The following is a 20,840-nucleotide window of genomic DNA, read 5'->3' on the forward strand; positions in this document are numbered from 1 at the left end:
CTCTACAGCGGTCCGCAGAGCGACAGACTGTACCGTGTGGCCAAATCTGGGGGACGTCCAATGCTGGGGCTTGGGAAAAGTGCAGACAACAAAAACGTTCTTGATGCAATATCGAAATCGCAGGCTGTCATCGAGTTTGACCTCAAAGGCAATATTCTGACGGCAAACCGCAATTTTTGTCAGGCGCTCGGTTACGAGCTTTCGGAAATCGTCGGAAAGCATCACCGCATCTTCTGCGATAAGGAACTGGCCGCGTCTCATGAATATCAGGAATTCTGGGCTTCGCTCGCACGGGGCGAGTTTCAGGCGAACGACTACCGCCGCATCACCAAAAACGGCTCGGTAATCTGGATCGAGGCATCTTACAACCCGGTCTTTCGCTCCGGCAAACCGTACAAGGTCGTGAAGATCGCGACAGACATTACCGCAAAGAAAATCAAAGCCGTTGAGGATGCCGGAAAGCTTGAAGCGCTTTCGCGCTCGCAGGCGACGATCGAATTTTTCCCCGACGGCACCATCATCACGGCAAACCCGAACTTCTGCAACGCGGTCAATTACGATCTGAAGGAGATACAGGGCAAGCACCACCGCATGTTCTGCGATCCGGCCTATGCTGCCTCCCCTGCCTATGCCGACTTCTGGCAGCGCCTGGCAGCAGGAGAATTCATCTCCGACGAGTTCGTGCGATATGGAAAAAATGGCAAGGAAATCTGGATTCAGGCCGCTTACAATCCCGTTCTGGATGAAGCCGGAAAAGTCGCGAAGGTGGTCAAGTTTGCGACTGACGTAACGCCGCGTATGAGCGCAATCACTGTACTTGCAGGCGCGCTCCGCGATCTCGCCGACGGCGATCTGTTGCAAAGACTTGAGCAGACATTCGTGCCGAGCATGGAGCAGTTGCGAAAAGACTTTAACGAAGTCGTGGCCAAGCTGCAGACGACCATGCAGACGGTTGCCCACAACGCTTCGACCATCGCATCCGGTTCAAGCGAGATACGGATGGCCGCCGACCAACTCGCGCAACGAACCGAGCAGCAAGCCGCATCTTTGGAAGAGACCGCTGCTGCTCTCGAGGAAATCACCACGACAGTGGCCGACGCCAGCCGACGCGCTGGCGACGCAGGAAAGCTTGTCTCTGATACCCGAGACAACGCCGACAGCTCCGGCAAGATCGTTCAGCAAGCCATTTCGGCCATGGATGAAATCTCTCGCTCATCGGGTGAAATTACCAACATCATTGGCGTCATCGATGACATTGCCTTCCAGACCAACCTTCTTGCGTTAAATGCAGGTGTTGAGGCGGCACGTGCAGGCGAGGCCGGCAAGGGCTTTGCCGTCGTGGCGCAGGAGGTGCGTGAACTTGCACAGCGCTCGGCCCTCGCCGCCAAGGAGATCAAGTCGCTGATCAACAAGTCACGCGAACAGGTCGCAAATGGCGTGGATCTGGTGGGCAAAACGGGCAGCGCCCTGCGAGACATCCTCTCACAAATGACGGAGATCGACACCAATGTCGCCGCGATCGTCGAAGCTTCGAGAGAACAGGCCAACGGTCTCGCCGAAATCAACCAGGCGGTAAACGTCATGGATCAGGCGACACAGAAAAATGCGGCGATGGTGGAAGAAACCACGGCAGCAAGCCACGGACTTGCCAAGGAAGCTGCCGATCTGCACCAGCTCCTCGCCCAGTTCAAGATCGCACAGGAACAGCAAATCCGCGTCATGCAGTCGGCAGACATCAGGAAAGTGCCGGCTCCAGTTGCTAGGCTTGCCCCTCAGCCGAGATTTGCAGCGACCGGCACATATGCCAATGTCGCCGCCGATTGGACGGAGTTCTGAAAGCGGAGCGACTTAAGCGGATAGAATGAGCCTGTCGGCGCGGGTGAAGACTTCAAAGTCTTCACCGCGAACGATAGCCACCAGCGTCATACCTGCCGTCTCAGCCGTTTCGATGGCCAGCGCCGTCGGAGCAGAAATTGCGATCAGCATCGAGCTGCCGAAGATCGCTGCCTTCTGAACCATTTCGACGGACAGACGACTGGTAACAACGACAACGCCTGTAGCCCCAGAATAGCCGGCATTGATCGCAGCGCCGACCAGCTTATCCAAGGCATTGTGACGCCCGACATCCTCTCGAACAGCAACCAGTCCCTTGCCCGGTACATAGAAGCCCGCACCGTGAACCGCGCGGGTCTGTTGATGCAAAGGCTGCCCATCATTCAACGCCTTGATCGCTTCGACCAGTTCACGGCCTGGCAGCTTGAGGCCCACAGCGCCGACATCGGGAATGGGCCGAACCGCCTGTTCGATGGATTCAATTCCGCAGAGACCACAACCAACCGGGCCGGCCATATGCCTACGTCTTGCCCTGAGAACATCGGCCTTCTCGTCCTGAAGTCCGACCTGCACATCGAAACCCTGGCCGGCATCAACGACCTCAATGGTGTCGATCTCGTCGCGTCGCGATATGATTCCTTCCGTCAGGCTGAATCCGACAGCGAAGTCCTCAAGATCGGCAGGGCTTGCCATCATCACCGCATGGGTTGAACCGCCATAGGAAAAAGCCACAGCCCTTTCCTCCGGTACCGATCGATGACCGATATCGACAGATCCGCCTTTGGATGCGGTTCTTAGAACACGTCGATAACTCGCTTCCGCAGACATTCTATGGGCTCATTTCTCTCTGAGACGGGACGGACGCTCGCCCGGAACTTCAGTCCGCGGCAAAGCCCCGTGCGCTTGGCTACAGACAAACGACATTGCTGCGACGATAACTCGCGTCAAGCGCCTGTTCGACCATACTTAGGTATCAGAAACAAAAAAGCGGCCACTAGGACCGCTTTTTTGTTTGAAATTTTTTGTGGGCAGTCATTCCTTGGAACCCGCCCGGTTCTTTCAAGCCGCGACGAGAACCTCATGCAGGTTCGTCAGCTCGTAAAGATGCTTTTCAAGCTTCGTCAGATGATCGTGGTGGTGATTACCTTCATCGATCTCGGCCTTCGCAGCGTCGATGCGCTTCTGCAGCGTATCAGGCGAAATATCGTCTGCGGAAACAGCCGATTCCGCCAGAAGCGTGCAGCCCGTCGGCAGAATGTCGGCGAAGCCACCGAATACGACGTATTTGTGCTTCTCACCGGAGGCAAACGTTACGCTCACGATACCCGGCTTGATCGTGGTCATCGTCGGTGCGTGGTTGGCCATCACGGTCATCTCACCGAGCGTAGCCGGAATGACGACTTCCGTAACCGTCTCGGAAACGAGCAGACGTTCCGGGGAAACCAGTTCAAACTTGAAACTGTCAGCCATGGCTATTCACTTCTTTTCAATTACGCGGACGGTCAAATGTCATTATATGCAAACCACGCTAACAAGATGTTTCGCATGAAGCATACGGAGGCGCACAGAAGAACCGCGCGCCTCGTATTTCAGTATCAGGCAGCTTCAGCCAGCTTCTTGGCCTTTTCGATGGCTTCTTCCATCGAACCAACCATGTAGAATGCAGCTTCCGGCAGATGGTCGTACTCGCCGTTGACGAGACCCTTGAAGCCCTTGATGGTGTCTTCGAGAGCAACCAGCTTACCCGGAGAACCGGTGAAGACTTCAGCAACGAAGAACGGCTGCGACAGGAAGCGCTCGATCTTACGGGCGCGAGCAACGGTCAGCTTGTCTTCTTCCGACAGTTCGTCCATGCCGAGGATGGCGATGATGTCCTGAAGCGACTTGTAGCGCTGCAGAGTCGACTGAACCTTACGGGCAACTTCGTAGTGCTCTTCACCAACGATCATTGGGTCAAGCATGCGCGACGTGGAGTCGAGCGGGTCAACAGCCGGGTAGATACCCTTTTCTGCGATCGAACGCGACAGAACGGTCGTTGCGTCCAGGTGGGCGAACGATGTTGCCGGTGCCGGGTCGGTCAAGTCGTCGGCCGGAACGTAAATGGCCTGAACCGAGGTAATCGAGCCCTTGGTCGTCGTCGTGATACGTTCCTGCATCTGGCCCATGTCGGTTGCCAGCGTCGGCTGATAACCCACAGCGGAAGGAATACGGCCGAGAAGAGCCGACACTTCCGAACCAGCCTGCGTGAAGCGGAAGATGTTGTCCACGAAGAACAGAACGTCCTGGCCCTTGTCGCGGAAATCTTCAGCGATCGTCAGACCGGTCAGAGCAACACGAGCACGCGCACCCGGCGGTTCGTTCATCTGGCCGTAAACCAGCGCAGCCTTGGAGCCTTCGCCACCGCCATGCTTGTTGACGCCGGATTCGATCATTTCGTGGTAAAGGTCGTTACCTTCACGCGTACGCTCACCAACACCGGCGAATACCGAGTAACCGCCGTGCGCCTTAGCGACGTTGTTGATGAGTTCCATGATGAGAACGGTCTTGCCAACGCCGGCGCCGCCGAACAGGCCGATCTTACCGCCCTTTGCGTAAGGAGCGAGAAGGTCAACGACCTTGATGCCGGTTACGAGAATCTGGCCTTCCGTGGACTGCTCAACATAAGCAGGAGCTTCCTGGTGGATGGCGCGCAGGTTCGTCGTGTCGAGCGGACCAGCTTCGTCAACAGGCTCGCCGATGACGTTCATGATGCGGCCGAGCGTCTGGTCACCAACAGGAACCGAGATCGGAGCCCCGGTGTTCGTTACGGACTGGCCGCGAACGAGACCTTCGGTGGAGTCCATAGCGATGGTGCGAACAACGTTCTCACCGAGGTGCTGTGCGACTTCGAGAACCAGGCGGTTGCCGTTGTTGTCCAGCTCGAGCGCGTTCAGGATCGGAGGCAGTTCGCCTTCGAACGCCACGTCGACAACAGCGCCGATAACCTGGGTAACCTTGCCCGCGCCGTTGACCGCTGCGGTTTTCTTGGGGGTAGCTGCCTTAGCCATTATCCTTACCCTCTTTCCTTACCTCAGAGCGCTTCCGCGCCCGAAATGATTTCAATGAGTTCCTTGGTGATCTGAGCCTGGCGCTGACGGTTATAGGAAAGCGTCAGCTTGTTGATCATCTCACCGGCATTGCGCGTTGCATTGTCCATCGCGCTCATCTTGGCGCCCATTTCACCGGCAACGTTTTCGAGCAGAGCACGGAAAACCTGAACCGAGATGTTGCGCGGAATAAGATCTTCGAGAATGGAAGCCGCATCCGGCTCGTATTCGTAGACCGCATTCGCCGCCGCCTGGTCTTCTTCAACAACCGGCGTTGCTGCCGGGATGAGCTGAAGGCCGGTCGGAACCTGGCTGATAACGGACTTGAACTCCGAGTAGATCAGCGTGCAGACGTCAAACTCACCTGCGTTAAACAGGGAGATGACCTTCTTGGCGATCTGATCGGCGTTCTCGAAACCGACTCTCTTCACATCGCGCAACTCAATGCGCTCGATGATGTTCGATGCAAATTCGCGACGAAGGCTGTCGTAGCCCTTCTTGCCGACCGTGACGATCTTGACCGTCTTGCCTTCGGAAACCAGCTTGCGAGCGTGATCGCGAGCAAAACGGGAAATCTGCGAGTTGAAACCACCGCAAAGGCCACGTTCAGCCGTGCAGACGACGAGCAGATGCACGTCGTCCTTGCCGGTACCGGTCATCAGCGCCGGAGCAACGTCTGCCTCAACCGCCTGGGCGATGTTGGCAAGCACGGCGCTCATGCGCTGAGAATAAGGCCGGGCGGCCTCCGCAGCTTCCTGGGCGCGCCGAAGCTTCGCCGCGGCGACCATTTTCATCGCCTTGGTAATCTTCTGCGTCGCCTTTACGGAGGCAATGCGGTTTTTCAGATCCTTTAGTGAAGGCATCCGTTATCCGTCCCAGTCAAGAGCTCAATTACGAGAAAGACTTCGCGAAGTTGTCCAGAGCGCCCTTGAGCTTGCCCTTGGTGTCGTCGCTGATAGCCTTTTCCGTGCGGATGGTGTCGAGGATCGCCTTGCCTTCAGAACGGAGGTAGGAGAGCAGACCCTGCTCGAACTTGCCGATCTGAGCGACCGGGATCTTGTCGAGATAACCGTTCACACCAGCGAAAATCACCGCAACCTGTTCTTCCGTCTTGAGCGGAGAGAACTGTGGCTGCTTGAGAAGTTCCGTCAGGCGTGCACCGCGGTTGAGGAGGCGCTGCGTGGAAGCGTCGAGGTCCGAACCGAACTGCGCGAACGCTGCCATTTCACGATACTGGGCGAGTTCACCCTTGATCGAGCCAGCAACCTGCTTCATGGCCTTGATCTGAGCGGCAGAACCAACGCGCGAAACCGACAGACCAACGTTAACAGCCGGACGAATGCCCTGATAGAACAGGTCAGTTTCAAGGAAGATCTGGCCGTCGGTGATCGAGATCACGTTGGTCGGAATGAACGCCGAAACGTCGTTACCCTGAGTTTCGATAACCGGCAGAGCCGTCAGCGAACCTGCACCCTTTTCGTCGGAGAGCTTTGCAGCGCGCTCGAGAAGGCGGGAGTGAAGATAGAAAACGTCGCCCGGATAAGCTTCGCGGCCCGGAGGACGACGCAGAAGAAGCGACATCTGGCGGTAAGCGACAGCCTGCTTGGAAAGGTCGTCGTAACCGATCAGAGCGTGCTGACCGTTGTCACGGAAGTATTCGCCCATGGTGCAGCCAGCGAACGGAGCAAGATACTGCATCGGGGCAGGATCGGAAGCCGTTGCGGCAACGATGATCGAGTACTGCAGAGCGCCACGCTCTTCCAGAACCTTCACGAACTGAGCGACGGTCGAACGCTTCTGACCGATAGCAACGTACACGCAGTACAGCTTGTCGCCATCAGGACCGTTGTCGTGAATGGCCTTCTGGTTCAGGATCGTGTCGAGAATGATCGCGGTCTTGCCGGTCTGACGGTCGCCGATGACGAGCTCGCGCTGGCCACGACCAACAGGGATCAGGGCGTCGATAGCCTTGAGACCGGTCGACATAGGCTCATGAACCGACTTACGCGGGATAATGCCAGGCGCCTTGACGTCAACGCGAGCACGACGGGTCGCATTGATCGGGCCCTTGCCGTCGATCGGATTGCCAAGCGCGTCAACAACGCGACCGAGCAGCTCCGGACCAACTGGAACGTCAACGATAGCGCCGGTGCGCTTTACGGTGTCGCCTTCCTTGATGTCACGGTCAGAACCGAAGATAACCACACCAACGTTGTCGCTCTCGAGGTTGAGCGCCATGCCGCGGATACCGCCAGGGAACTCGACCATTTCACCGGCCTGAACATTGTCGAGGCCGTAAACGCGAGCAATACCGTCACCAACGGACAGCACCTGACCGACTTCGGAGACTTCCGCCTCGTTGCCGAAATTTTTGATTTGATCTTTCAGAATTGCGGAAATTTCCGCGGCGCGGATATCCATCAGCCAACCTCTTTCAGTGCAAGCTTAAGGGTGGAAAGTTTGGTGCGAAGAGACGTATCAATCTGACGCGAACCGACCTTGACGATCAGGCCACCAAGGATCGACGGATCGACAGTGACGGAGACCGCCACATCCTTGCCGGTTACGCTCTTCAGCGCCGCTTTCAGTTCAGTTTCCTGCGCTTCATCGAGCGCATGAGCCGAAGTCACTTCGGCGGTGATTTCGCCGCGATGAGCGGCAGCAATGGCGCGGTAAGACCGGATCATGCCCGGAACAGCGAACAGGCGGCGGTTGTTCGCAACAACCTTGAGGAAATTGACCGCAAGACCGGCGATGCCAGCCTTTTCGCAGATCGCCGAAATCGCCTTGAGCTGATCCTCGGCAGAAAATACCGGGCTCGCAACCAGACGCTTCAAATCGTCACTTCCGTCGAGAAGCGCGCCGAACTTGTCGAGATCGGACCCGACCGCATCAACCGCACCCGCTTCCAAAGCAAGCTCGAAAAGCGACGACGCATACCTTTCCGCTACACCGGATGTTCCATGGGAGGTATCTGCCACGGGCACTTTTTCCCTGCTAATCGTCCAAGATCATCAACGAAGGGGTTCCTCCGCATCAAATTCTTGAAATCGTTTCAATTTCCCCGAAAAAGACTGGAATTCCCCCCTGTCTTTTCCCAATTTCGCGGTCCGTCTAGCATAGGATGCCGGGACTCGCAACACGCGTAATAACGGAAAGCGCGGTTTGGACAAGGGGGAAAGCGCTTAAATTTTCGGATTTCGGCGCGGATGCGCGTCTGTTGCGGCAGAAATGCCAAACTGCCCGCTTCAAACCAGCCCGAATACATAGCCCAGCGAGAGCGCCGACAGCAAAAGATGCACAACCAGAAGTATGAAATTCCGCACTGTTGCTCCTCCGTCGGAGAGGATCGACAGGATGCCGCCGAAGACAGCAAGTGTGAAGGCCGCGCCAAATGCGAGATAGACCATCGGCTGTGCGAGCAGCAATGCAGCCGCGCCCAGACCAAGGTAGAATCCGGCGAGTGAGGAGCGGACCAGCATATAACCGTCCTTGCGCTCACTTGCGGACTGAAGGCCGAACACGCGGAGCGTGACACCTGGAGCAAACATGACGACGAGGCCGATCAGCACCGAAAGCGCAGCCGCGCCAAATGCCAGTTGCTCGCCAAATTCCGTCGGAAAATAAAACTCCATCTTGCTCCCCAAATCACCTGTGCCCCGTTGCCTTATGGCATGGTCACGACCGCAGGAAAACGGTTCCGGTACGAAAGTTCAAAGGAAACTTTGCGGATCGATATCCAGCTGGACATGAATACTGCCGCGCTCCTTCGGACCATTCGTCAGCAGGGTGCGCAGGAAAGATTGCATGTCGGAGTTACGACGACCATGCACCAACAGTCGGAAACGGTATCGGCCACGGATCAGCGCCAACGGTGCTTCTGCTGGACCGAGAAGCATAATGCCTGTCGCTTGCGGTGCGGCGGCGCGCAGTCCACGCGCATGCGTTTCGGCCTCCGCGCGGCTATCGGCCGATATGATGACGGAGGCCAGACGCCCGAATGGCGGCAACATCGCCTTTTCCCTCTCGACGATCTCGCGTTCGTAAAATGCCGAGGCATCCCCGGAAACGATCGCCTGCATCACCGGATGCTGCGGTTGATAGGTCTGCAGGAGGCCATGACTCTTCAAACCGGTTCGGCCGGCTCGGCCTGTCACCTGAGAAAGCAACTGGAACGTCCGCTCCGCAGCGCGGGGATCTCCGTTGGCAAGTCCGAGATCGGCGTCAACGATACCCACGAGCGTCATCAGCGGGAAGTTATGCCCCTTGGCGACAAGCTGGGTTCCAATGACGATATCCGCTTCGCCCTTGACGATCGCCTCCAGCTCCAGCCGCAACCTCTTGACGCCCATAAGGTCGGAGGAAAGGACAATGGTGCGGGCCTCGGGAAAATGTTTCTCCGCCTCCTCGGCAATGCGCTCCACGCCCGGGCCGCAAGCGACCAGATGATCGAAGGTCCCACATTCGGGGCAATGGTCGGGTGTTGGTTCGTTATGGCCGCATTGGTGGCACTGTAACTGATTGCGAAAGCGGTGCTCGACGAGCCAGCTTGAGCATTGCGGGCACTGGAAGCGGTGCCCGCAGACACGACAAAGCGTCAGCGGGGCATATCCGCGCCTATTCAGGAAAAGCAGAGCCTGCTCACCCTTTTCAATGGTTTTGCCAATTCCACGCAACAGAACCGGTGAAAGGAAACCACCCCTTTCGGGAGGATGCCTGCGCATATCGACAAGGTGCAGATCCGGCATGGCGGCATCGCCGAAACGGGTATGCAGATGGATTGTGTTGTAACGGCCCGAACTCCCGTTGACCTGGCTTTCCACCGACGGCGTTGCGGACACCAGAACCACAGGAAAATCGGCGATCCGCGCCCGAACGACGGCCATGTCACGCGCATTGTAAAAAACCCGGTCCTCCTGCTTGTAAGCCGGATCGTGCTCCTCATCGACAATGATGAGACCGAGATTGTCAAACGGCAGAAATAACGCCGACCGTGCACCCGCAACAACCTTCACCTCACCGGTGACAGCCTGTCGCCAGACCTTTTCACGCATGCGGGGCGAAAGATCAGAATGCCATTCCGCCGGTCGTGAACCGAAGCGATCGTGAAAACGATCCAGAAACGCCGCCGTCAGGGCGATTTCCGGCAGGAGAATAAGAACCTGCTTGCCTTGCCTCAGCGTCTCGGCAACCGCCTCGAAATAGACCTCCGTCTTTCCGGAGCCCGTCACACCATCGATCAGCGAGACGGCAAAGGTGCCCTTTTTGACGTCATCTAGAATTTCAGACGCAGCTTGCTTTTGCGGGCCTTCCAGACGCGGCTCGACATAGTCTGGGTCAGGTTCGGCCACAACAGGAGGAGCCGGCAAAAAGATCGTTTCAAACACCCCCTGTTTGACAAGACCATCCACAACACTGGTGGACACGCCAGCAGCGTGTGCGAGACCGCTTTTCGTCCAGCCATGTCCTTCCGCCGCCAACTCCATGACCCGCTCACGCGCCGGCGTCAGTCGTTCCGGTCGGCCTTCAGTCAGACGCAATCCTTCGATCATCGGCTCCGGATCAAACGCGGCCGGAGCACGAAGTGCCATACGCGCAACGAGACCGGGCGGTGAAAGCGTATAGGCCGAAACCCAATCGACAAAGCGACGCATCTCCGGCTTCAGGGCGGGGCAATCGAATGTCTTGGTAATTGGACGCAGCTTTTTTGGGTCAACCTTGCTGGCATCCCCGTCATCCCACACGACACCAATGACCTGTCTCGGACCAAGCGGTACCTGCACGACGGAGCCGGGCTCCACTACCATATCCTCAGGTACAGAGTAGCTGTAAGGACCTGGCGCAGGCATCGGCACCAAAACAGGCACTGAACGCACCAGCGACGGCGGATCGAACAATGCGCCAAACAGATCGGACGAATCTTTTGCCATGATGTGGCGACCATGCCCCGGTCGAGTGAAAAAGGAAACCGCCCGGATGTAATAGGCGTGAGCCGCGAAGTCCACGCCTTAACCAAATGCTGACCATAAACGGCTAGATTGGGTCACGGAAATGGAGATCGCCGTGAACGAAATTCTCACTTTCGCCGACACCACCTTGCTGAAGGAGCGCGAGATCTGGTTGGCCGCCATCGCCGGCGAACGGCGTCTGTCGGACAACACGGTCGAGGCCTATGAGCGCGATACCCGCCAGTTTTTGATATTCATGACGGGCTATGTCGGCAGACCGACGCGGGTCGCCGATATTGCCGATCTTCGTCCTGCAGATCTTCGCGGTTTCCTGGCAAGCCGTCGAAAGGAAGGTGCCGGCGCCCGCTCTCTCGGCCGCCATCTTGCGGGATTGCGATCCTTCCTTCGGCATCTGCAAAAAAAGGGCCTGGTGAATGCGGCTGGCGCGACCGCCATGCGCGCGCCTAAACAGCCCAAATCCCTGCCCAAACCACTGACTGATCGACAGGCACTTAAAATCACCACCGCTCAAGCGCAGCTTTCGGACGAACCGTGGATTGCCGCGCGCAACGCCGCCGTGCTGGCGTTGCTATATGGCTGCGGGCTTCGCATCTCTGAGGCTCTCGACCTGACGCCAGACGATCTCACGACGCATGCGCGTAGCCTGCGCATAACCGGCAAGGGCAACAAGACACGTATCGTCCCGCTTCTCCCGATCGTGCTTGAGGCCGTTGAAAGCTACAAAAAGCTTTGCCCTCATCATTTTCCAGCCAATGAGCCGCTTTTCCTTGGCGCCCGTGGCGGCAAATTGCAGCCTGCTATTATCCAGCGGGAAATGCAGAAACTCAGGGCAGCGTTCGGGCTGCAAGAAAATGCCACCCCGCATGCACTACGCCATTCCTTCGCCACCCATCTTTTGGGCGGCGGCGGCGATCTTCGAACAATTCAGGAGCTGCTGGGCCATGCCAGCCTGTCGACCACGCAAGTTTATACCGGCGTCGACACGGCGAGACTGCTGGAGATCTACGATAGCGCTCACCCGCGCGCCTGAATTAAGACATGCTTAACCATAAGCATTAACCAGACATCCAAGCCGCCGGTCTATAAGCGATCCAGAACCGGATAACGCCCATGCATAGTCTGAACAAACCCCAAAACCTGACACTGGCCCTCATGGGAAAAGCGGGAGATGCCGTCCTCTGGCTGCTCGCCTTGCTGCATGTGACTGCCCTTGCAATCCTTCTGATGACCCTGCTGTCACTTGGTGAAGCGGAGGCGGCCCCACAGGAAACAAGCTGTGGCGGCGCCGATATTCTTGTCACCATGCAGAAGAACGATCCGCAACGATACCAGGCGATCGAGCAGGAAGCCGCGGCCATTCCGAACGGCAAAGGCACGTTCTGGCGGATTGAAAAGTCAGGGGCTGAGCCATCCTACCTTCTGGGGACGATGCATGTGACCGACCCACGGGTTCTGGAGATGCCAAACGGCGCGAAAGCAGCTTTTGAAAAAGCTGGCGCTGTGATCGTCGAGTCTGACGAAATCGTCGACGATCAGAAAGTCGCGGTGTCGCTGCTGAGCAAACCAGAACTCACCATGTTTCTGGATGGCAAGTCCATCACCGACATCCTTTCCCCTGAAAATGCTGCCCGGCTTGAGAAGGGACTGAAAGACCGCGGCATTCCGCTGAATGCCGTTTCGCGCATGAAACCATGGATGCTGTCGGGCTTCGTTGCCCTTCCTGCCTGCGAGTTTACGCGCAAGGCTGCTGGCGCTTCCTTCTTGGACAAGAAGCTGGCCGAGGATGCTCTGAAGAATGGCAAACGCCTCATTGGCCTCGAAACGATGGTCGAGCAACTGACGGCCATGTCGGAACTTCCGATGGAGTTTCATCTGCAGTCGCTGATCGAGACGCTGGAACTGGGTGACCGGATGGACGACGTCATGGCAACCATGACAGATCTCTACGTCAGTGGCGACATTGGCATGACCATGCCGATGCTCAAAAGCCTCGATACGAAGACCGCAGGAACAAGTGAGCAGGGATACGCCGCTTTCGAACAGCGGATCATCACCGACCGCAATCACGTCATGGCAGAGCGCGCAGCCCCCGAACTTGAAAAAGGCAATGTCTTCATGGCTGTTGGAGCGCTGCACCTTCCCGGTTCAGAAGGCGTGATCGAGCTGCTGCGTGCCCAGGGCTTCAGGGTTACGCGCGTCGAGTAGGTTTGCCGTCTTCCCGAATGACAGGCATGACATTCACGCATATCGGCCGCATCGTCGCCGGTACGATGCGACGATGAAAAGGCCCAACCGCCAGCAAATAGAGGCGTCCCAACAGATTGTTACGCCGAACGAGCGTTGTTACATCGAGATACCTTCGATCCGCTCCTTCTCTGATGTCGACAACGATGCGGAAATTCAGGTGACGGTCATCGAAACCAAGGACGGTACGTTGCGGTGTCGATGACACAACAGGAAAACCACCTGCCGATGCGCCAGCCACAAACGCGACCGTTTTCAAGCCCGCAATAGCGACGATCCGGTTTCGAAGCGACATCAAGGCGCTGATCCATCTAGGAGGATGTTCCAACAGCATCTGGCTGACTTGCAAGGAGTCGGCATCCGCCGAAATCAGCTCCCCACTGAAACGATCCAACCAGTCGGCTTTTGCAAGAATTGTCTCGACGTCACGCATATCAGCACCCCTCGATACGAGAGCGCCTACGCGGCCGAAAATTTGTTTCTATTTTCGGCCAGGCACTTCAGAGGGTAGATTTCACGTTAGGCAGTGCGGTGCCAAGGTGACAAACCGTCGCTTACCCATGTGTCATGCGCTTCACCACATCCGTCTTCCAATAGAACTGGTGGACGAGGGCTCCGGCAATATGCGCGACGATCAACACCCACATCAGCACCTTGAACGGACCGGAATGCAATTGCCCAGCCGCCTGCACTCCGAAGTAGTAAGCAGCGATGCCGGACAAAGGCAGGATAAAAAACAGCGCATAGAAAGTGAAATTCGCGATGGACGCGGCAATCTTTAACAGGCGGGGCTCATTTTGCGGATGCGGAGGAACGCCCTGCACGAAACGAAGACAGAGCCTGAGAAGTGCAAGCCCCAGAATGGCAAAGCCGACATAGGCGTGGATATTGGCGGAGAAGATCTGATCGGACGTCAACGCCTCCCCTCGCCTCATCAGTCGGTAGGCATGCTCCATGCCATCCGGAAACAAAAGATTGAAGAAGATCAGGAGTGCCATCGCCCAATGAAGGACGCGCTGTGGCATGGAAAAGGAAACTTGACTGGAAGATGCCATTTTATTGCCTTTTATCAAAAGGTTAGACACGCTTTCAGTGCAAATATGAAAAACCCCGGCCTGCATGGCAAGCCGGGGTTATCCGAATGAATAAAATTTAATTCTGCCGATTACATGTGAATCGGCTTGAAGAAAGTTGCGAGAGCCGCTTCCTTGACCGCTTCCGACATCGTCGGATGTGCGTGGCAGGTGCGACCGAGATCTTCCGAAGAGCCACCGAATTCCATCAGAACAGCAATTTCGTGGATCATTTCGCCTGCGCCGAAGCCGACGATATGACCACCGAGAACGCGGTCGGTTTCCTTGTCGGCAAGGATCTTCACGAAGCCGTCCGTAACCTGCATAGCGCGCGCACGGCCATTGGCAGTGAACGGGAACTTGCCGACCTTGTAGGCAACGCCTGCAGCCTTCAGTTCCTCTTCGGTCTTACCAACGGAGGCGACTTCCGGCTGTGTGTAGACGACGCCCGGAATGACGTCGTAATTGACGTGACCATGCTGGCCAGCGAGAATTTCCGCCAGCGCGACGCCTTCGTCTTCGGCCTTGTGTGCCAGCATCGGGCCTTTCACAACATCGCCGATAGCGTAGATGCCGGGAACGTTGGTCTTGAAATGACCGTCGATTTCGACGCGACCGCGGCTATCAAGAGCAACGCCCGCTTCCGCGAGGCCGAGACCTTCGGTGTAAGGCTTGCGGCCGGTGGAAATCAGCACAACATCGGCTTCCAGCGTTTCAGCCGCACCGCCCTTGACCGGCTCAAACACCACTTTCGCGCCGCTCGCACCCTTCTCGACAGCCGTTACCTTGGCACCGAGCTTGAAGTCGATACCCTGCTTGGCAAACAGGCGCTGCGCCTGCTTGGAAACTTCACCATCCATGCCGCCGAGGATGTTGTCGAGATATTCAACGACCGTAACCTTGGCACCAAGACGACCCCAAACCGAACCCAGTTCGAGGCCGATGACACCGCCGCCAACGACGATCAGCTTTTCTGGAACCTTGGAAAGCGCAATTGCGCCGGTCGAGGAAACGATGACCTTCTCGTCGATTTCGACCTGAACGCCAGGAATACCGGCAACATCGGAACCGGTCGCGATGACAATGTTTTTCGCTTCGATTTCCTGGGTCTCGCCCTTGTCGTTGGTCACGGAGACCTTGCCGGCGGAAACGACCTTGCCGGTGCCCTGGAAAGCGTCGATCTTGTTCTTCTTGAACAGGAACGAGACGCCATCGACGTTGGCTTTCACCACGCCGTCCTTGTGCGCCATCATCTTGTCGAGGTTGAGCTTCGGTGCAGCGACTTCGATACCGAGCGAATCGACGCCATGAGCAACGTGCGCGAAGGTTTCGGAAGCGTGCAGAAGAGCCTTGGAGGGAATGCAGCCGACATTGAGGCAGGTACCGCCATAGGTCGCGCGCTTTTCAACAACAGCCACCTTCAGACCAAGCTGGGCTGCCTTGACCGCGCAGACATAACCGCCGGGGCCTGTACCGATTACAACTACATCGTATGCCATATTCGTGTTCCTGATTGATTGCGGACAGACAGTGTGCGCTGCCCAACTTCGTTTGACCTGAAAATCAGGCCGCTTTTTCCGTTGCGAGTTTTATACCGAGAGCGATGAACACCACGCCGCTGGTACGATCGATCCACTGGCTGGCGCGGGCAAATGCCGCGCGCATGCGCGGCGTGGTCATGAAGAGGCTGACGCCAACAAACCAGGCGATCAGGCAACTGGCTATCACCAACCCATAGCCAAACTTGATGGCAACAGGGGTATGGGCATGAACCACCGTCGAGAAAATCGACAGAAAGAAGAAAACCGGCTTCGGGTTCAGCGCATTCGCGGCAAAGCCCAGCGTGAAGGCTTTCAAAGCCGTCTGCTCGCTTTTTCTGGCAGAGCCGCTGATCTCATCCTCTGCAGCAGGCATTTCGGTCTTGCCGGCCCGCAGCGCCTTGATCCCGATATAAATGAGATAGGCGACACCGAGCCACTTGACGATATTGAAGAGATAGATCGACTGGGAAATGATCAGACCAAGTCCGAGGATCGTATAGGTGACATGGAACATCAGCGACGTTCCGACACCAAAGCTGGTGATGATTGCCTGCCGACGTCCATGCACCATCGCCTGACGCATGACCATTGCAAGGTCTGCACCGGGAGAAACGATGGCGAAGGAGAAAATGGCCATCAGGGACGCAAGTTCGATCAGATACTGATGCACGGACTATTCTCCACCAACCATGAAAACGGGGGCGACGTTACCGCAGCCCCCCGCTCGGTGTGCTTTTTAGAGATCGAGAACCAGACGCTCCGGATCTTCCAGGCTTTCCTTGACGCGAACGAGGAAGGTTACGGCTTCCTTGCCGTCAACGATACGGTGATCGTAGGAGAGCGCAAGATACATCATCGGACGGATGACGACCTGACCGCCAATGGCAACCGGACGCTCCTGGATCTTGTGCATGCCGAGGATGCCCGACTGCGGTGCATTGAGGATCGGCGAAGACATCAGCGAACCGTAGACACCACCGTTGGTGATGGTGAAGGTGCCGCCCTGCATGTCGGCCATACCGAGCGAGCCGTCACGTGCTGCCTTGGCGAGACGGCCGAGTTCCTTCTCAACGCCAGCGATGGAAAGCTGGTCGGCGTCACGGATAACCGGAACAACAAGACCCTTGTCCGTGCCGACAGCCATGCCAACGTGACAATAGTTCTTGTAGATGATGTCGGTGCCGTCGATTTCTGCGTTAACGGCTGGGAGTTCCTTCAGGGCGTGCGTGACAGCCTTGGTGAAGAAGCCCATGAAGCCGAGCTTTACGCCATGCTTCTTTTCGAACACGTCCTTGTAGCGGTTACGCAGATCCATCACCGCAGACATGTCCACCTCGTTGTAGGTGGTCAGCATTGCAGCCGTGTTCTGGGCGTCCTTGAGACGCTTCGCGATCGTCTGACGCAGACGCGTCATCTTCACGCGCTCTTCACGAACGGCATCCTGCTCAGCAGAAACCGGACGAGGAGCTGCCGGAGCCGGCGCGGCGGCAGGTGCGGAAACGCCCTTGGCGACAGCGGCCAGAACGTCACCCTTGAGAACCTGGCCACGCTTGCCGGAACCATCGACCTGGTCAGCAGAGAGGTTGTTTTCAGCAAGCAGCTTGCCAGCAGCAGGTGCTGGCGGCATGGAGCTGGCAACAGGTGCAGCAGCGGCGGCGGCAGCCGGTGCAGGTGCGGCAGCCGGTGCGGGCGCAGCGGCAGTCGCAGTGCCAGCAGCGCCTTCGGCGATCTGACCGAGCAGAGCGTCGAGACCGACAGTCTCACCGTTCTGGGCAACGATTTCCGTCAATACGCCGGAAACGGGCGACGGGACTTCAACGGTAACCTTGTCGGTTTCCAGCTCCACCAGAGGCTCATCGGCCTTTACGGTGTCGCCGATCTTCTTGAACCAGGTGCCGACGGTCGCTTCGCTAACGGACTCGCCGAGGGTTGGTACGCGGATTTCAGTGGCCATGATCTAGTTCCGTTATTCAGGTGTCTTTTTCAACGAGGGGCGGTGCGGGAGAGTTTTCACTCTCCCAGCGCGTCTTCCAGGAACGCAGCAAGCTGCGCCAGATGCTTGGACATAAGGCCCGTCGCCGGAGAGGCGGCAGCCGGACGGCCCGTGTAGCGGACCTTCTGATACTTGGCGTCGATATGAGCCAGAACCCATTCGAGATACGGGTCGATGAACGACCACGCGCCCATGTTCTTCGGCTCTTCCTGGCACCATACCATCTCCGCATTGCGGAAGCGGCTCAGCTCGTTGATGAGCGCCTTGGCCGGGAACGGATAAAGCTGCTCGATACGAAGCAGGTACACATCGTCGATGCCGCGCTTTTCGCGCTCTTCCAGCAGATCGTAGTAGACCTTGCCCGTGCACATGACGACGCGACGGATCTTCGAGTCCTTCTGCAGCTTGATCGGACCGTCCTTGATGACTTCCGCATCGTCCCAAAGCAGGCGATGGAAGGAGGACTCACCGGCAAGCTCGGCCAGCGAAGACGTGGCGCGCTTGTGACGCAGCAGCGACTTCGGCGTCATCAGGATCAGCGGCTTGCGGAAGTCACGCTTCATCTGGCGGCGCAGGATGTGGAAGTAGTTCGCCGGCGTCGTAACGTTTGCGACCTGCATGTTGTCTTCGGCGCACATCTGCAACCAGCGTTCCAGACGAGCCGAGGAGTGTTCCGGACCCTGACCTTCATAGCCGTGCGGCAGAAGGCAGACGAGACCGGACATGCGGAGCCACTTGCGTTCACCAGACGAGATGAACTGGTCGAACACGACCTGTGCACCGTTGGCGAAATCACCGAACTGGGCTTCCCAAAGCGTCAGTGCATTCGGGCGAGCCAGCGAGTAGCCGTATTCGAAACCGAGAACGGCTTCTTCCGAAAGCATCGAGTTGATGACTTCGTAACGGGCCTGCGTCGGCGCGAGGTTTGCAAGCGGAATGTAACGCTCTTCGGTCTCCTGATCGTAGAGAACCGAGTGGCGCTGCGAGAAGGTACCGCGTTCGCAATCCTGACCGGACAGACGGATCTTGTGACCATCGACGACGAGCGAACCGAAGGCCAGTGCTTCCGCCATGGCCCAATCGAGACCTTCGCCGGTCTCAACCATCTGCGCACGGTTTTCCATGAAACGCTGGATGGTGCGGTGCGCCTTGAAGCCGTCCGGAATGGTCGACAGCTTACGGCCGATTTCCTTGAGCTGCTTCATCGGAGCGCCGGTCTTGCCGCGACGCTGCTCATCGGCATTGTCAGCGGCACGCAGGCCGGACCACTGACCGTCCAGCCAGTCGGCCTTGTTCGGCTTGTAGCTCTGGCCGGCTTCGAATTCCTGCTCGAGATGCGCGCGCCAGTCGGCCTTCATCTTCTCGAATTCGCCTTCGGTCAGGAGGCCTTCAGCGATCAGGCGCTCGGCATACAGTGTCGAGACGGTCTTGTGAGCGCGGATGACCTTGTACATCTTCGGCTGTGTGAACGCCGGCTCGTCGCCTTCGTTGTGGCCGAAGCGGCGATAGCAGAACATGTCGACCACAACAGGCTTGTGGAACTTCATGCGGTATTCGGTGGCAACCTTTGCCGCATAGACAACGGCTTCCGGATCGTCACCGTTGACGTGGAAGATCGGCGCTTCGATCATCTTGGCAACGTCGGACGGATAAGGCGACGAGCGCGAGAAGCCCGGGTTCGTCGTAAAGCCGATCTGGTTGTTGATGATGAAGTGCATGGTGCCGGCAACGCGGTGACCACGCAGGCCGGACAGGCCGAGGATTTCAGCAACGACACCCTGACCTGCGAAAGCAGCATCGCCGTGCAGCAGCAACGGCAGAACCTTGGCGCGCTCGGACAACGGAATGATGTCGCCGTCCCAGACCTTGGCAAGCTGGTCCTGCTTGGCACGGGCCTTGCCCATGACAACCGGGTTGACGATTTCGAGGTGCGACGGGTTTGCTGTCAGAGACAGGTGAACCTTGTTGCCATCGAACTCGCGGTCGGAGGAAGCGCCGAGGTGGTACTTGACGTCGCCCGAACCTTCGACATCATCAGGCTTGAACGAACCGCCCTTGAACTCGTGGAACACGGCGCGGTGCGGCTTGCCCATAACGTTGGTCAAAACGTTAAGACGGCCACGGTGGGCCATGCCGAGAACAACCTCTTCGAGACCGTCCTGGCCGCCACGCTTGATGATCTGCTCGAGCGCGGGGATCAGTGATTCACCGCCATCGAGGCCGAAGCGCTTGGTACCCTTGAAACGAACGTCCAGGAACTGCTCGTAACCTTCAGCTTCGATCAGCTTGGAAAGGATGGCCTTCTTGCCTTCGGCTGTGAAAGCAACGCCTTTATCCGGACCTTCGATACGTTCCTGAATCCAGCCTTTTTCTTCCGGGCTGGACATGTGCATGAACTCGACACCGATGGTGGAGCAGTAGGTACGCTCGAGAATATCGATCATCTCGCGAACGCTGGCGTATTCCAGACCGAGCACGTTATCGATGAAAATCTTGCGGTCGTAGTCGCTCTCCTCGAAGCCATAGGACTTCGGAGACAACTCGTTATAGTCTTCGACGGGTGCAGCAAGACCAAGCGGATCGAGCTTGGCATGCAGATGGCCACGCATACGATAAGCGCGGATCATCATGATGGCGCGAACACTGTCGCGCGTCGCCTGAAGCACTTCCGCTTCGCTGACCGGCTTGCCGGTCTCGGCGCTCTTGGCCTCAGCCTTCGCCTGAACCTTTTTCTCGACAGCCTTTTCGACCGTGGCCCAGTTGCCGTCCAGAGCGGAAACCAGATCGCCATTGGCCGGAATGGGCCAGTTCGAACGCTTCCAGGACGCGCCCTTGGCGGCCTTCTTCACGTCGTCAGGGTTTTCGGCCAATCCCTTGAAAAAGCTCTGCCACTCCGGCGACACGGAAGAGGGATCCTCTTCGTACCGGGCATAGAGCTGCTCGATATAGGCCGCATTCGCGCCGTCCAGAAACGACGTGATCTGAAACTGCTCGTTCGCTTCTTGCCTTGCCATTGTGTTTTGCGGACGCGCCGTCCGCCTCCTCGATGCCGTTAGGGCCGTTAGCCGGCCTGCCGCTTTAATTGTTTGGTATGTCGCCGC

General features: G+C 57.5%; 17 protein-coding genes. 3 read left to right on the forward strand and 14 right to left on the reverse strand.

Translation table 11 applies throughout. The features are described from left to right. Positions 1–60 precede the first annotated feature (60 nt). The gene (locus ACIQT8_RS18750; RefSeq protein ID WP_400968245.1) at positions 61–1,836 is read left to right on the forward strand and encodes a methyl-accepting chemotaxis protein; all 1,776 of its coding nucleotides are present in this window, start codon (positions 61–63) and stop codon (positions 1,834–1,836) included. A 12-nt stretch (positions 1,837–1,848) separates the two neighbouring features. Here ACIQT8_RS18750 and fdhD read toward each other — a convergent pair whose 3' ends face one another. From fdhD to ACIQT8_RS18790, 8 genes are all read right to left on the reverse strand, one after another. Then, entirely contained in the window at positions 1,849–2,661 is an 813-nt protein-coding gene (fdhD, locus tag ACIQT8_RS18755; protein WP_400968248.1) for a formate dehydrogenase accessory sulfurtransferase FdhD, read from the reverse strand. 231 nt (positions 2,662–2,892) lie between these two features. Next, positions 2,893–3,303 carry a F0F1 ATP synthase subunit epsilon gene (locus ACIQT8_RS18760; RefSeq protein WP_138795321.1) on the reverse strand — a complete coding sequence of 137 codons (411 nt, stop codon included), beginning with the start codon at positions 3,301–3,303 and terminating at the stop codon, positions 2,893–2,895. Between the two features lie 125 nt (positions 3,304–3,428). Further along, positions 3,429–4,880: a F0F1 ATP synthase subunit beta gene (gene atpD / locus ACIQT8_RS18765; protein ID WP_138795320.1), complete on the reverse strand. Its 1,452-nt coding sequence runs from the start codon at positions 4,878–4,880 to the stop codon at positions 3,429–3,431. Positions 4,881–4,903: 23 nt separating this feature from the next. Then, positions 4,904–5,782, reverse strand: a complete 879-nt coding sequence (locus ACIQT8_RS18770) for a F0F1 ATP synthase subunit gamma (protein ID WP_138795319.1) — start codon at positions 5,780–5,782, stop codon at positions 4,904–4,906. 28 nt (positions 5,783–5,810) lie between these two features. Further along, positions 5,811–7,340 (reverse strand): F0F1 ATP synthase subunit alpha, encoded by a 1,530-nt coding sequence (atpA, locus tag ACIQT8_RS18775; RefSeq protein ID WP_138795318.1) that lies wholly within the window; start codon positions 7,338–7,340, stop codon positions 5,811–5,813. After that, positions 7,340–7,906, reverse strand: a complete 567-nt coding sequence (locus ACIQT8_RS18780) for a F0F1 ATP synthase subunit delta (protein WP_178340610.1) — start codon at positions 7,904–7,906, stop codon at positions 7,340–7,342. Before ACIQT8_RS18780 ends, atpA begins: the two co-directional genes overlap by 1 nt. A 261-nt stretch (positions 7,907–8,167) precedes the next feature. After that, the gene (locus ACIQT8_RS18785; protein WP_400968254.1) at positions 8,168–8,554 is read right to left on the reverse strand and encodes a phage infection protein; all 387 of its coding nucleotides are present in this window, start codon (positions 8,552–8,554) and stop codon (positions 8,168–8,170) included. Positions 8,555–8,632: 78 nt separating this feature from the next. Next, on the reverse strand, positions 8,633–10,849 hold the full coding sequence (locus ACIQT8_RS18790; protein WP_400968257.1) for a primosomal protein N': 2,217 nt from the start codon (positions 10,847–10,849) through the stop codon (positions 8,633–8,635). 121 nt (positions 10,850–10,970) lie between these two features. On the opposite strand from ACIQT8_RS18790, the gene ACIQT8_RS18795 reads away from it, so the two are divergent. Continuing rightward, positions 10,971–11,918, forward strand: coding sequence for a tyrosine recombinase XerC (locus tag ACIQT8_RS18795; protein WP_400968260.1), 948 nt, complete (start codon positions 10,971–10,973; stop codon positions 11,916–11,918). 80 nt (positions 11,919–11,998) lie between these two features. Further along, the gene (locus tag ACIQT8_RS18800; RefSeq protein WP_400968262.1) at positions 11,999–13,093 is read left to right on the forward strand and encodes a TraB/GumN family protein; all 1,095 of its coding nucleotides are present in this window, start codon (positions 11,999–12,001) and stop codon (positions 13,091–13,093) included. Here ACIQT8_RS18800 and ACIQT8_RS18805 read toward each other — a convergent pair. The 6 genes from ACIQT8_RS18805 to ACIQT8_RS18830 all read right to left on the reverse strand — a co-directional run bounded on the left by ACIQT8_RS18805 (position 13,077) and on the right by ACIQT8_RS18830 (position 20,753). Then, the gene (locus ACIQT8_RS18805) at positions 13,077–13,565 is read right to left on the reverse strand and encodes a DUF2867 domain-containing protein (RefSeq protein ID WP_400968265.1); all 489 of its coding nucleotides are present in this window, start codon (positions 13,563–13,565) and stop codon (positions 13,077–13,079) included. The two genes, ACIQT8_RS18800 and ACIQT8_RS18805, sit on opposite strands and share 17 nt — an antisense overlap. A 121-nt stretch (positions 13,566–13,686) precedes the next feature. Next, positions 13,687–14,187: a cytochrome b gene (locus ACIQT8_RS18810; protein ID WP_400968268.1), complete on the reverse strand. Its 501-nt coding sequence runs from the start codon at positions 14,185–14,187 to the stop codon at positions 13,687–13,689. Positions 14,188–14,297: 110 nt separating this feature from the next. Further along, on the reverse strand, positions 14,298–15,704 hold the full coding sequence (gene lpdA / locus ACIQT8_RS18815; protein ID WP_138795310.1) for a dihydrolipoyl dehydrogenase: 1,407 nt from the start codon (positions 15,702–15,704) through the stop codon (positions 14,298–14,300). 64 nt (positions 15,705–15,768) lie between these two features. After that, positions 15,769–16,416: a LysE family translocator gene (locus ACIQT8_RS18820; RefSeq protein ID WP_400968271.1), complete on the reverse strand. Its 648-nt coding sequence runs from the start codon at positions 16,414–16,416 to the stop codon at positions 15,769–15,771. A gap of 66 nt (positions 16,417–16,482) precedes the next feature. After that, complete coding sequence (gene odhB / locus ACIQT8_RS18825) at positions 16,483–17,700, reverse strand: 2-oxoglutarate dehydrogenase complex dihydrolipoyllysine-residue succinyltransferase (protein WP_400968274.1); 1,218 nt, start codon at positions 17,698–17,700, stop codon at positions 16,483–16,485. 56 nt (positions 17,701–17,756) lie between these two features. After that, a complete protein-coding gene (locus ACIQT8_RS18830) occupies positions 17,757–20,753 on the reverse strand; it encodes a 2-oxoglutarate dehydrogenase E1 component (protein ID WP_138795308.1) in 2,997 nt (998 codons plus the stop codon). Positions 20,754–20,840: the final 87 nt, after the last annotated feature.

Origin of the sequence: Agrobacterium sp. NPDC090273, assembly GCF_044772305.1 — a bacterium.
Taxonomy (GTDB): Bacteria; Pseudomonadota; Alphaproteobacteria; order Rhizobiales; family Rhizobiaceae; genus Agrobacterium.